Origin of the sequence: Cellulosimicrobium composti (genome assembly GCF_009711085.1) — a bacterium.
Classification (GTDB): Bacteria; Actinomycetota; Actinomycetes; order Actinomycetales; family Cellulomonadaceae; genus Cellulosimicrobium; species Cellulosimicrobium composti.
On record NZ_WMKA01000072.1, the window covers coordinates 1 to 12,086 of the forward strand.

12 protein-coding genes are annotated in these 12,086 nt (G+C 71.4%); 7 read left to right on the plus strand and 5 right to left on the minus strand.

The window, feature by feature from the left end:
• The first annotated feature begins 41 nt into the window (after positions 1–41).
• From GJV82_RS18305 to GJV82_RS18315, 3 genes are all read left to right on the plus strand, one after another.
• Complete coding sequence (locus GJV82_RS18305; RefSeq protein WP_155100208.1) at positions 42–1,040, plus strand: restriction endonuclease subunit S; 999 nt, start codon at positions 42–44, stop codon at positions 1,038–1,040.
• Positions 1,041–1,464: 424 nt separating this feature from the next.
• Complete coding sequence (locus GJV82_RS18310) at positions 1,465–1,620, plus strand: hypothetical protein (RefSeq protein ID WP_155100209.1); 156 nt, start codon at positions 1,465–1,467, stop codon at positions 1,618–1,620.
• Positions 1,617–2,477, plus strand: coding sequence for a hypothetical protein (locus tag GJV82_RS18315; protein ID WP_318657816.1), 861 nt, complete (start codon positions 1,617–1,619; stop codon positions 2,475–2,477). Before GJV82_RS18310 ends, GJV82_RS18315 begins: the two co-directional genes overlap by 4 nt.
• 277 nt (positions 2,478–2,754) lie before the next feature.
• Here GJV82_RS18315 and GJV82_RS18320 read toward each other — a convergent pair whose 3' ends face one another.
• From GJV82_RS18320 to GJV82_RS18330, 3 genes are read right to left on the minus strand one after another with little or no spacing between them, the layout of a single operon-like run.
• The gene (locus GJV82_RS18320; protein ID WP_155100210.1) at positions 2,755–3,057 is read right to left on the minus strand and encodes a type II toxin-antitoxin system TacA family antitoxin; all 303 of its coding nucleotides are present in this window, start codon (positions 3,055–3,057) and stop codon (positions 2,755–2,757) included.
• Between the two features lie 56 nt (positions 3,058–3,113).
• Positions 3,114–4,370, minus strand: coding sequence for a type II toxin-antitoxin system HipA family toxin (locus GJV82_RS18325; protein WP_155100211.1), 1,257 nt, complete (start codon positions 4,368–4,370; stop codon positions 3,114–3,116).
• On the minus strand, positions 4,367–4,639 hold the full coding sequence (locus GJV82_RS18330) for a helix-turn-helix domain-containing protein (RefSeq protein WP_225873484.1): 273 nt from the start codon (positions 4,637–4,639) through the stop codon (positions 4,367–4,369). The genes GJV82_RS18325 and GJV82_RS18330 overlap by 4 nt, the downstream gene beginning before the upstream one ends.
• A 240-nt stretch (positions 4,640–4,879) precedes the next feature.
• Here GJV82_RS18330 and GJV82_RS18335 point away from each other — a divergent pair, with 240 nt between their 5' ends.
• Positions 4,880–5,164 carry a DUF6412 domain-containing protein gene (locus tag GJV82_RS18335; protein ID WP_155100212.1) on the plus strand — a complete coding sequence of 95 codons (285 nt, stop codon included), beginning with the start codon at positions 4,880–4,882 and terminating at the stop codon, positions 5,162–5,164.
• A 119-nt stretch (positions 5,165–5,283) separates the two neighbouring features.
• Positions 5,284–6,081 carry a YidC/Oxa1 family membrane protein insertase gene (locus GJV82_RS18340; protein WP_155100213.1) on the plus strand — a complete coding sequence of 266 codons (798 nt, stop codon included), beginning with the start codon at positions 5,284–5,286 and terminating at the stop codon, positions 6,079–6,081.
• A gap of 4 nt (positions 6,082–6,085) precedes the next feature.
• Here GJV82_RS18340 and GJV82_RS18345 read toward each other — a convergent pair whose 3' ends face one another.
• Positions 6,086–6,517, minus strand: a complete 432-nt coding sequence (locus tag GJV82_RS18345; protein ID WP_155100214.1) for a hypothetical protein — start codon at positions 6,515–6,517, stop codon at positions 6,086–6,088.
• Positions 6,518–6,803: 286 nt separating this feature from the next.
• Here GJV82_RS18345 and GJV82_RS18350 point away from each other — a divergent pair, with 286 nt between their 5' ends.
• Together GJV82_RS18350 and GJV82_RS18355 are read left to right on the plus strand one after the other, a co-directional pair.
• Positions 6,804–10,136 carry a type I restriction endonuclease subunit R gene (locus GJV82_RS18350; protein WP_318657817.1) on the plus strand — a complete coding sequence of 1,111 codons (3,333 nt, stop codon included), beginning with the start codon at positions 6,804–6,806 and terminating at the stop codon, positions 10,134–10,136.
• Between the two features lie 350 nt (positions 10,137–10,486).
• The gene (locus tag GJV82_RS18355; RefSeq protein WP_024841062.1) at positions 10,487–11,347 is read left to right on the plus strand and encodes an aminoglycoside phosphotransferase family protein; all 861 of its coding nucleotides are present in this window, start codon (positions 10,487–10,489) and stop codon (positions 11,345–11,347) included.
• Between the two features lie 19 nt (positions 11,348–11,366).
• On the opposite strand, the gene GJV82_RS18360 is transcribed toward GJV82_RS18355, so the two are convergent.
• Complete coding sequence (locus GJV82_RS18360; RefSeq protein WP_155100215.1) at positions 11,367–11,885, minus strand: hypothetical protein; 519 nt, start codon at positions 11,883–11,885, stop codon at positions 11,367–11,369.
• Between the last annotated feature and the right edge of the window lie 201 nt (positions 11,886–12,086).

Below are 12,086 nucleotides of genomic sequence, written 5' to 3' on the forward strand. Positions count from 1 at the left end.
GCTGGTCACCTCATCCGTCCTGGTGAGAACACCTCTCTGACTTGAGTTGGAAGGAAGCGCCCAAATACACGCTCGCTGACGGGGACATTCTCGTCTCCCGTCTCGGCAACGGCGTCGGGAACGCCGCCACCGTCCGAGACGCGGGTTACGCAGTCTTCGCCGGGTACTTGGTGAGGTTTCGAGTGAATCGGAGTCGGGCCGTCCCAGAGTTTGTCGGTTACCAGCTTCAGTCCCCGACCTGGCGTCAATACGTCAAAGGGTTTCGCTCAGGAGCGGCGCAGCCAACGCTCAACGCAGTCCAGATGGCGAACTTCACGTTCCGTCTCCCGAGCCTTGACGAACAGCGTGCTGTCGCAGCTGTGCTCGGCGCGCTTGATGACAAGATCGCGGCCAACACCCGCCTGGCCGCCATCGCGGATGATCTCGCCGCCGCCACCGTGCGTCGAGCGCTCGATACTTCAGCTTCGATCCGGCTTGATGAGCTGGCCATCATCAAGATGGGGTCGTCGCCGACGGGAGCGACGCTCAACGAGTCCGGTGATGGTCTGGTGTTCTACCAGGGAGTTCGGGACTTCGGGACGCGGTTTCCCTCCCGTCGCGTGTGGACGACGGCCCCGACGCGGACTGCGGACGAGGGAGACGTTCTCGTCAGCGTTCGAGCGCCCGTCGGCGAGGTGAACCTGGCAAACGAACGTCTTTGTATCGGTCGTGGGCTCGCGGCGGTTCGGTCGAGGAGTGCACATCAGAGCACGCTCTTCCACCTCCTCAAGCACGTCCCCGAGGCGTGGGCGCCTTACGAGGCGGAGGGAACGGTCTTCGGATCGATCAACCGCGCGCAACTACACTCGCTCGAGCTGCCTCGGCTGGCTGATGGCATCGACCCGGAGGCGCTCGAGTTGGAGGTGCGAGCACTCGAGAGCCGGATCGCCAGCGCTCTGCGCGAGTCGAGCACCCTCACCGCTCTTCGAGACACGCTGCTGCCACAGCTCATGTCGGGGAAGCTCAGAGTGCGCGAGGCGGCCGAGATGGCAGGGCTATGACGGCGCCTCACGTGCCGCCGGGGTCCAGCACGCCCGTGCCCGCGTTGTCCGCACGCCGGGGGTGCCCGACGTGCGGACGCGTACTCGCCGCGAACCCGGACGGGTCGTGGCCGCCGCACCTGGACGCGAGCAGCACTGCCGTCTGCCCCGGCCCGCGCCGCACCGCGAGGCGAGGCACCGCGCGCACGGACGCTCCGCCGTCGGGCACGGCTGCCCCAGACGCACTCGCAGAGACGCCGCGCCGTCGTGCCCAGGACGAGACGGACGAGGACCGCCCGACCTATCTCGAGCGTCGAGAGGCGCGGTTCCGCGAGCGCGCAATCCTCGACCTCGAGGACGGCCCGGCCGGCGAGGACCTCGACGACACGGTCTTCCGCGCCCGCGAGTCCCGCGGCGGCCTCCCGACCCTCGGAAGGGGACACCGATGATCGACAGCACCGCCGGAGGTGCCGACTCCGTCGGCGAGGTCCGGCTGGTCAGCGACGGCGAAGGTCTCGCCGTCGTCGAGGACTTGACAGCGGCCGAGCGCTTCCTCGCCGCGGGGCGGTTGCCTCCTGGTCCGTCGGAGGTGCAGCCGTGATCGCCGACCTCGTGTGCAGCACGTGCGGGTCCGACGACGTCGACCTGCTCGACGTCCTGTCGGACGGGCGCCGTCGGGTCAGCTGTGTCGAGTGCGGGCACACGTGGGTGCGTGGGACGGCGAGCACGCCGACGCGCCCGAGGCCGTTGCCGACGTTCGACGAGCTGCGGACGACCTTCCCGAGCCCCGAGGACGTCGCACCGGAACGGGTCGAGCATGCGCGGAGGCTCAAGGTCACGTACCTCGCGGGCAGCCCGACACCTGACCCTGCCGTGGCGCCGTTCTGGGCGAAGTACCAGCGCATCTTCAGTGCTGAAGGTCTGCCGACGGCAGCGCCCCAGGACCTCAAGGACTTCGCGAACCTGTCCGTCGGGGCGAACCCGGGCAACATGTCCGTGTTCAACACCGAGTGGAACCGGATCGGCGACGACGCGGCCGCCGCGCAGGTGCGCACGGCCGTCGAGCACCTGCTCCGCGGCCCGGAGTCCACCCCGCTCGAGGACCGGCTGACGCAGCTGATCGACGACACCACGTCCCTCGGGATGAAGGGGTTCAAGGAGGCGCTGCTGACCAAGGTGCTGTGCATCGTCCACCCCGACGAGTACCTGACGATCCTCAAGTACACCGGCACGGCCGGGAAGGTCGAGGTCGCGCGCGCGATCTGGGGCGTCGAGCTGCCGGACCCGCACCGCGTCACCTGGACCATCGGTCGGCTCATCGTGTGGAGCAACACTCTCCTGCGGGCACTCGTCGGCGACGGGTTCGAGAACCAGCAGCACGCGGCGGACTTCCTCTGGTGGGCCAAGGACCAGCCGTTCGACGGGTCGCCCGGGGGTGTCGTCCGAGGTTCGCCTTAGGGCCGGTCGCGAGGGTCTGGACCGACGCCCGGGTCACGCAGACCTACCTCGACGAGTGGTGCGGTTCGTCGTGCACTCCTAGGCACTGGGCGCTTGGGGCGAGCCCGTGTGAGCGTCGCTCACGGCGCCGGATTCCGCAGGCTTCTCCGGATCTCCTTCATCGGGAGAACCAGGTGCATCGGCTGGAACCAGTCGTCCAGCTCGCTCGCGCCGCCCTCGAAGGCTTCCCGGTCGTCGTCCCGCCGCGGGCGACGCGGAGGTTCAAGGGACTCTTCGCTCATTGAGCGTTCGGTGTGAACGGCTGCCGGAACGGCGACGGACGCGACCAGAGCTTCTCGAACGCGACGGTCGAGGGGAGCGGCTCGTCGAGGAGCCGGAGAAGCGCCTGGTGCTCGCCGGGCGGCCCGGTGAACCATCGACGCTTGGCGGGCACGCGCTCCGCCCGCTCGACCGCGGACGAGAGGACGAAGCTGGCGATGGTCTGACTGCTTGCGGCCGCAGCCTGCCGGACCAGCGCTTCCTGGCGTTCGGTGGCGCGGACCTCGATGCGTCGGTTCTTTGTCTGGCGTGCGGTCGCCATGATCTCCCCCAGGACTCAACCCGTACGGACACCGTACGGACACGCCCCGTCGATGGTCACGCTGAATTGGGGGGACTTCCCATCGCCGATCTGGCGACCGCGGTCGCCCTCTCGGCAACGCGTTCCGGAACCTGGGCGTGTGGGACATCGGTCGGGACTGCATCGAGGCCGTGCAGAACGGCGTCCGCTATCGAGGCGATGGTCTCCACCGCCGTCGCGCGTCCCATTCCCCATGACACCGCTTCCTCGACCAGAAGTGCACCCGTGACGAGGTCGAGCCGGTTCCGGCCTGCGACGGCGAGCCCCGAGTGCCGGTACGCGGACGAGACGAGGTAGACCGGCGCGGCGTCGTACAGCGGCGCGACGCTGTACGACGCCTCGGTGTCGACGAGCAGCGAGTAGTTCTTCGCGTGCGCGTCGCCGTTGCCGACGATCGTGTTGAAGGTGACGAGCCGGAGCAGGTCGTGGCGGAGGGCCGCGGGGTCGACCGCCTCGGCCGAGGCCGTGCGTGCGACGCTCGCGAGTCGTCCCGGCGACCGTCCGGACGGCTCGTACTTGTCCTGAGCGGCGAGACCGAGCGCCTGAGCGAGGTCCTCCTGATGCGTTCGTCGCCCGCCCGTGCGGTCGTACCGCTCGACGACGATCACGTCCCGCCCGTCGACCGCGATCAGCTCGCTCCGAGCGGCCGGGACACCGCTCGCCCGGGCGAGGCGCAGCGTCCAGTGCTCGAGGCGCACCAGGCCGTTGATCCCGGTTCCGCCGAGGGGATCGGGCTTGACGATGTGCGTCGAGAGCGCGCCGTCCGCGGGCCACGCCCAGCCCGACTCGGTGCGGTGCAGCAGCACCTTCGCCTGCACCCCACCGAGCGACGCGGTCACGGTGAGGTCGTCCGGTGGATCGAGCGTCGGCAGCTCGGACACGAGCCGTACGAACTCGGCGTCGTCCAGGGGTCGGAGGTACCCGTGGTCGAGCGTGGTTCCCTCCGGGGTGAGCTGCACGGCTCCGGCGCACTCGGCCCCGACCCGGGCGAGGAGGCCGAACGTGTCCGAGGGGGCGACGTCGTGCTCCCGCTCGAGCGCAGCTCGCACCGGTCCTTCGGGGAGCAGGTTGTCCAGGAACCGATGCACCTCGGGTCCGTCGAGCCGACGCGGGGTCAGCGGGAGCGACAAAGAGAGCGGCCGGCTGCCCTCGCCCCAGCGGTGGAGCGCGTCGTCCGAGAACTGCAGACGCAGGCGTCCGTTCCGTAGGCGTCGTACTTCGCCGATCAGGTCACCGCGCAGGCGCACGGCGAGGACGTCGGGCGTGGCGCTCACGACTCGCCGTCGCTCGTGCCCGTGGTGACGGTGAGCCTCGCACCCCGAGGGACGAGGACGAGCTCGTAGCCACACGTCGCTGCGACGTCGAGCAGGGTCGAGGTCGCGACGGCCGAGCCCCGTTCAAGGCGCGAGACGGTGGGCCTCGACGTCGCCGCGCGACGAGCGAGCTCGTCCTGCGACAGCACGGCAACCTGCCGGGCGCGGCGCACGGCCGAGCCCAGAGCGTCCGCGGTCCGCGCGCGGAACCACGGCATCGTTGTGCTCATATCTGATTCATTCCGTTCGGCGGTCAGGATCGAATCATTTCTGATTCAGCATCAGACTACGCGTCGAATGAATCAGATGCGATGCAGATTGGCGCGGAAGGGGCAAGTTCGCCCAGCGGGAGCGTCGACCATGTCGTGGACGGTGAGCAGGGGCCTTCGCGCCCGCCGAGCGGAGGACGGCGTGCGGCGCGGCCTATGCTGATCTGGCCCCGCCCGCGCGAGCCCGACCGGAGGTGTGAGATGACCGACGTGCTGCCCGTCCTGCGCGACATCGCCTCGTCGCTCGTGCTCCTGCTCGGGACGCAGACCCTCACTGCCACGCTCTTGCTCCTCGGTGCCGCGACGCTCGTCGCGGCGGTCGCCGCGGCGACCGCGCGGTGGGGGACGCCGCTCGTGGTCGGCACTGCCGCGCGCCCGGTGGATCGGCTGCGAGACGCGGTCGACACCGGCCCGGCCGTGACCCAGAGCGACCCCGACGCGCCGGGAAGCGCTCGGCCCAGGGCGCCCGGTCTTCTCCTCGGCTGATCACCCCGGCCGAGGCTCATCGTCCGCACCCGTGCACCGTCGCGGCGTGCTGCTGCCCGCTGAGCGCGGGGTGATCGGCGAACGCGTCCACCACACGTTCGACCGAGGACACCACCACCATGAACCTGCTCGACCTCCCGCCCGTCGCGGCGGTGCTCGACACTGCCTACCGCGCCCTCATGGGCCTCGCCCACCTGCTCGAACCCCTCGCCGGGACCGCGGCCTCCGCGGTCGCCGTCGTCCTGCTGACCCTCGCCGTGCGGGCCGTGCTCGTCCCCGTGGGCGTCTCCCAGGCCAAGGCCGAGCGCGACCGTGCCCGTCTCGCCCCGCGCCTCGCCGAGCTCCAGCGGCGCCACCGGAAGGATCCCGAGAAGCTGCAGCGCGCGATGCGCGACCTCTACGCCGAGGAGGGCACGACGCCGCTGGCCGGCTGCCTGCCGATGCTCGCCCAGGCACCCGTCGTCGGCGTCGTGTACGCGCTGTTCCTGCACGCGCAGATCGCCGGGCACGACAACGAGCTGCTCGGGCACGACCTCTTCGGGGTGCCGCTCGGGTCGAGCCTCGTGGGATCGCTCGGCGCCGGAGCCGCAGCGGTGCCCACCCTCGCCGTCGCCGGGATAGTCGTGCTCGCCATCGCGCTCGTGGCAGAGCTCACTCGTCGGGCGTCTCTTCCCGGCGGTCGACTGGCCGTCCCGCGCGCGACCGCTGCGACGGCCGTCGCGCCCGGAGGCGACATGCCCAACCCCCTCGCCGGGCCGGGGATGCAGAACGCCCTCGGTGCGCTGCAGTTCCTCACGGCCGTCATCGCGTGCTTCGTGCCGCTCGCGGCCGGGCTGTACCTGCTGGTCACGGTGACGTGGACCCTCGTGCAGCGCGTCGTCCTGCGGCGCAGGTACCCGATCGAGGTCGCCGGGTAGGCGTTCAGTCGCCGACGTCGTCCGGTGTCAACGGTCGCACGCGACGTCCCGTCGCAAGAAAGACGCCGCGAAGCCGGACACCGCACCGGGCCGCGCAGGCGTGCAGCGCGGAGAACCACCGGCCGTCCCCGGCGGTCACCGCATCCGTCCCGGGACGTTCGAGCATGAGGACCGCGCTGCCACCGGGTGCCTGGTCGTCGAGCACGTCGCTCAGCACGCCGACGAGGTTCGTCACGATCTCGTCGTCCGGCGAGGTCGGGACGTCGTCGATCGGGACGACGACCGGCAGGGTGCGGTCGTCGGCGTCGAGGAACGTGATCCACAGGGAGACCTTTCGAGCGTCGACCTGCTGGTGGAGGAACCGTGCCCAGGCGAGCAGGGACTCGTCGTCGGGGAGCCGGTCGCCGGGGCGGACAGTGTCGGGTGGGGTCGTCATCCGCCCAGGATGGAAGGGCGTGGCCCGAGCGATCCGGTTGTCCACAGGAGTCGTCGGCGCGCAGCGAGCGAGTTCTTCCTCCACAGCTCGCAGCGTCCGTGGTCCGGGCAACGCGCGGCACACCGATACCACCCCGTATCGCGTCACGCTGCACGACGCGCGCGCCGCCACGGCATGCTCGGGAGCGCGGTCGGGCACCGGCCGCCAGTAGTCTCACGACCAGCCGACCCAGTGACCAGCCGACCAGTGACCAGCACCCGGCCGGCACCGATGCCACGGAGGAACAGTGCGCAGCAACGAAGCCGAGTGGGAGCACCTCGCGCTCGACCACCTCGCCGGGATCGGCTGGCAGCACCTCGACGGGCCGGCGATCGCGCCCGGCGCGGCGTCCGCCGTCGGGCACCCCGGGTACGCGACGGGTGGCGAGCCGCTGCCGCAGCGAGAGTCCTGGGACGAGATCGTGATCCCCTCGCGGGTGCGTGCCGCGCTGCGACGCCTCAACCCCGACGTCCCGCGGGACTACCTCGAGCAGGCGCTCGTCGAGATCCTGCGCCCGACCTCGCAGGACGCCATCACGGAGAACAAGCGCGTCCACGACGTCCTGGTGGACGGGTACCGCGGCATCACCTACGTCGAGGACGGGCGTCAGCAGACCCCGACCATCCGCCTCGTCTCGTCCCGCGAGGACGAGAACGAGTGGCTCGCGGTCAACCAGGTCCGCGTGGTCGACGGCGACGTCGAGCGCAGGTTCGACATCGTCCTCTACCTCAACGGGCTGCCAGTGGTGGTCATGGAGCTCAAGGACGCCGGCAGCGCGCGGGCAGACGTCGCCGCCGCGCACGCGCAGCTCACCACGTACGTGCGCGAGCTGCCCATGGCGTTCCGCGCGTGCGTGCTCACCGTGATCAGCGACGGGATCGTCGCGAAGTACGGCACGCCGTTCACGCCGCTCAACCACTACTCGCCGTGGAACGTGGACGACGACGGGCGCGTGGTCGGGCCGACGGGGACGCCCGTCCCCGCGGTCACCGACGCCGACGAGGCCGCCGACCGGGACGGGCGTGCCGTCGACGGGATCACGGACGACGTCGCCGAGGGCGAGGTGCCTCTCGCCTCTCCGCTCGAGATCATGCTCGACGGGCTGTTCAACCCCGAGCGGTTCGTCCAGCTCCTCCGTGGGTTCGTCGCGTTCGACGAGGACGAGGGCGGACTGACGAAGCGGGTCGCCAAGCCCCACCAGTACTTCGCCGTGAGCAGGGCGCTCGAGGCGACGATCCGGGCCGTCGAGACCGACGGTCGTGCGGGCGTCGTCTGGCACACACAAGGCTCCGGAAAGTCCATGGAGATGGAGCTCTACGCCGCGCACGTGGCCCGGCACCCGAAGCTGTCGAACCCGACGATCGTCGTCGTCACCGACCGCACCGAGCTCGACGGGCAGCTCTACGAGACGTTCGCACGCTCGCGGCTGCTCACCGAGGCCCCGCGGCAGATCAGGCGACGTGCCGAGCTGCGTGACGAGCTCGCGTCACGCACGACTGGCGGGATCTACTTCACCACGCTGCAGAAGTTCGGGCTGACCGCGGACGAGAAGAACACCGGCGCCAAGCACCCCGTGCTGTCGGAGCGACGCAACGTGATCCTCGTCGTCGACGAGGCGCACCGGTCGCACTACGACGACCTCGACGGCTACGCGTGGCACCTGAAGAACGCGCTGCCGAACGCGACGCTCATCGCCTTCACCGGGACGCCGATCTCTACGGCCGACCGAAACACCGAGAAGGTCTTCGGCGACGTCATCGACGTGTACGACCTCACGCGTGCGGTCGAGGACGGCGCGACGGTGCCCGTGTACTTCGAGCCGAGGCTCGTCAAGGTCGCATTCGCCGAAGGCCTCGACGCCGAGACGATCGACGCAGCGGCGGACGAGGCGACCGCCGGTCTCGACGACGTCGAGCGGGACCGCATCGAGAAGTCGGTCGCCGTGGTGAACGCCGTCTACGGCGCGCCGGCGCGACTGCGCGAGCTCGCTGCCGACCTCGTGCAGCACTGGGAGCGGCGCCGCGACGCGATGGAAGAGCTCGTGCGTGCCTCCTCGGACCCCGACGGCGCACCGGGCAAGGCGCTGGTCGTCGCGGCGACGCGCGACATCTGCGCGCGCCTCTACGACGAGATCGTCGCGCTGAAGCCTGACTGGCACTCCGATGACCTGCACGCCGGCCGGATCAAGGTGGTCTTTTCCGGCACGGCCACCGACCAGCCTCCGGTCGCGAACCACGTGCGCCGCGACTCGGAGAACGCCGTCGTGAAGAAGCGGCTCAAGGACCCCGACGACGAGCTCGAGATCGTCATCGTCAAGGACATGATGCTCACGGGGTACGACTCACCCCCGCTGCACACGCTCTACCTCGACCGGCCGATGCGGGGCGCCCTGCTCATGCAGACGCTCGCACGCGTCAACCGCACCTTCCGGGGCAAGAACGCCGGCCTGCTCGTCGCCTCGGCGCCCATCGCCGAGAATCTCCGCGCCGCGCTCGCCGAGTACACGGTCCGGGACCAGGGGGCCCGACCCGTCGGACGCACCGTCGACGACGCGGCCGAGGTCGTCGCCGACCTGATCGCCCGCCTCGGGGATCTCGTCGACCCGTCGGGGTGGCGCTCGCGACTCACGTCGGCGCTCGCGGCCGGCTCGCGCCGGGCGTACCTCGACACCGTCCTCACGACCGTCGCCTGGCTGCGCGATCCGCGCACGCCGGGGAACGTCGCCACGTCGGAGGGCGAGGAGACGCGCGGAGCCGAGTTCCGCCGTCGCGCGGCGGCGCTCGCCCGCGCCTGGGCGATCGCCGGCCGGTCGGAGGCGGTCGCGGGCCTGGCCGATGACGCGCGCTTCTACGAGCAGGTCCGGGTGTGGATGGGCAAGCTCGACGCCGAGGAGCGCCAGGCGCGGGGCGAACCCGTGCCCGACGACGTGCAGCGGCTCCTCAACCAGCTCATGGCGACCGCCGTCGTCTCGGGCAAGGTCGTCGACGTCTACGCGGCCGCGGGGCTCCCGCAGCCGCGGCTCGACCGGATCGACGACGACTTCCTCGCCGCCGCCCAGGCCGCCCCCAACCCCCAGCTCACGATCGAGGCGCTGCGCAAGCTCGTCACCGAGGAGGCGCGACGGCTCACGCGCGGCAACCTCGCTCGGCAACAGGTCTTCTCGGAGCGTCTGCAGTCGATCATGACGAAGTACGTGAACTCCAACCTCACGTCGGCCGAGGTCATCGCCGCGCTCGTCGAGATGGCGAAGGAGGTCGCCGCGGAGGAGTCGCGTGGGCAGCGGTTCGAGCCGCCGCTGAACCGCGACGAGCTCGCCTTCTACGATGCGGTCGCGACGAACGAGTCGGCCGTGGACGTGCAGGGTGATGACGTCCTCGCCCAGATCGCACGGGACCTCGTCGCCGTCCTGCGCCGGGACGTCAAGACCGACTGGACCGTGCGCGACGACGTGAAGGCCAAGCTCAGGTCCTCGATCAAGAGGCTGCTCATCAAGCACAAGTACCCCCCGGACAAGCAGCCGGAGGCGATCGTCCTCGTCATGCAGCAGATGGAGTCGATGGCACCGCGCTACGCGGCATGAGCCACCTCACGACGACGTCGAGCCGCCCGACGGCGCCTGTGCTGGTCGGGACCTGCTCCCGCGAGGCGACCGGAGGTGCGTGATGGAGCTCCGGGCCGATCCCTCGACTGATCACCCGGCCGAGGGGCCCCACCCGCACGCGCTCTGCGTGCTGTTGCCTGCCCACCGCAGGGTGATCGGCGAACGCGTACCCGCAGGTTCGACCGAGGACACCACCGGGAACCTCTTCGACCCCCCTCGTCCAACGACTCCGAGCGGTTGCGGCGCGCGACCGCGGAGCTCTACGCCGAGGAGGGCGCCACGCCGCTCGTCGTTGGTCAGGGACCGCCGCACGTGCGAGGGTGTCGGGTATGACCGATCTGCTCCCGTACCGCGACGACGCGGACGACGTCGAGGTCCCGCTGCTCGGGGGTGACGTCTCGGACGGCGTCGTCCGCCGGGGCGGCACCGTCCGCCGCCCCCGTGGGCCGCACAGCCCCGCCGTCGAGGCGTACCTGCTGCATCTCGAGCGCGCGGGCTTCGAGCGCGCGCCGCGGTTCCTCGGGATCGACGACGACGGCCGGGAGGTCGTGACGTTCCTGCCCGGCGAGATGGGCGGGCGGCCGCCGCACGCGTGGGCGACGGCGGAGGACGTGCTCGTGCAGCTCGGCGAGTGGCAGCGCGCGCTGCACGAGGTGTCGCGTGACGTCGTCCTGCCCGACGGCGTCGCGTGGCGCGAGCGTCCGCAGTTCCGCGAGGTGCCGGACGTGTTCGACGAGCCGGACGTCGTCGGCCACAACGACGTCACGGTCGAGAACGCCCTGTTCGTCCCGGCGGGGGACGACCCGGACGGGCCGCACCGGCTCGTCGGCGTGATCGACTTCGACCTCGCGGGCCCGACGACCCGGCTGCTCGACGTCGCGACGACGCTGCTCTACTGGGCGCCGGTCGCGCCGCCCGAGGCGCGCCCCGACGTGCTGCGCGACCTCGACGCGCCGCGGCGTGCGCGCGTCCTCACGGAGGCGTACGGGCTCGACCGGTCCGAGCGGCTCGCGCTGCTCGACGTGCTCGCGCAGCGGTTCGCGCGCTCCTGGTACGCGATGCGGCACGCGGCGCAGACGCGCGGCGGGGGCTGGCAGCGCATGTGGGACGACGGCGTCGGCGACCGCATCCGCGAGAACGAGGCGTGGTTCGCGGCGCGCCGCTCGGACTTCGTGCACGCCCTCGGGTGAGGGCGGCGCGGGGAGCCCGTCAGCCGGCGAGCGGGTCGGTGGCCTTGAAGTACCACCGCTGGTAGCCCTCGAGGGAGAGCGTCCAGAGCCCGGGCGCTCCCGCGGGCACCGCGACGCACACGTTGCCCGTCACGGTGTCGTCGGTCCCGATGAGGCCGGTGCCCACGAGCGCGTGCGGCACGGCGCCGCACTGCCCGTCGACGTGCACGCCGTCGTCGCCGACGAAGCCCACGTCGACGGCACCCCAGGCGCTGACCTGCGAGCTCGGGCCGTAGTAGATCGCGGTCACGGGCACGATCCAGTACTCCGTGCCGTCCGGCGGCGGGACGTTGACGTCGTCGTGCGCGAGGATCTCCGCGGTCGCCTCGTAGGGCTCCTCGAGCAGGACCTCCCACTCGTCCCCGCCCACGGTGTAGCCGTCGAAGAGCCAGGGGTCCTGGCGCGTCCCCGAGCCCTCCCAGCCGCCGTCGGACCAGTCGTCGGTCCAGCCGTCGTCCGTCCAGTCGTCGGAGTACGCCGGCTCGTCCAGCCACGCCACGACGGCCCCCCGGCGTCGGTCGCGACGCCCGCGGCGAAGCCCGCACCGCCGCCCACCGCGAGGCACACGAGCCCGACGGCGAGCGCGACGACCGTCCGCGACGGCCCGCGCCGCGGCGTCGGCGGGACGCCCGCCCCGGTCGGGACGGCCGGGCCGGGGCCAGCGACGTGGCCCGGTGCCACGGCGGGCGGGACGCCGACG

Coding starts and splice junctions, on each gene's coding strand:
- GJV82_RS18310 (WP_155100209.1), top strand. CDS start 1,465: ATGATCGACAGCACCGCCGGAGGTGCCGACTCCGTCGGCGAGGTCCGG.
- GJV82_RS18320 (WP_155100210.1), bottom strand. CDS start 3,057: ATGGCGACCGCACGCCAGACAAAGAACCGACGCATCGAGGTCCGCGCC.
- GJV82_RS18330 (WP_225873484.1), bottom strand. CDS start 4,639: ATGAGCACAACGATGCCGTGGTTCCGCGCGCGGACCGCGGACGCTCTG.
- GJV82_RS18335 (WP_155100212.1), top strand. CDS start 4,880: ATGACCGACGTGCTGCCCGTCCTGCGCGACATCGCCTCGTCGCTCGTG.
- GJV82_RS18340 (WP_155100213.1), top strand. CDS start 5,284: ATGAACCTGCTCGACCTCCCGCCCGTCGCGGCGGTGCTCGACACTGCC.
- GJV82_RS18345 (WP_155100214.1), bottom strand. CDS start 6,517: ATGACGACCCCACCCGACACTGTCCGCCCCGGCGACCGGCTCCCCGAC.
- GJV82_RS18355 (WP_024841062.1), top strand. CDS start 10,487: ATGACCGATCTGCTCCCGTACCGCGACGACGCGGACGACGTCGAGGTC.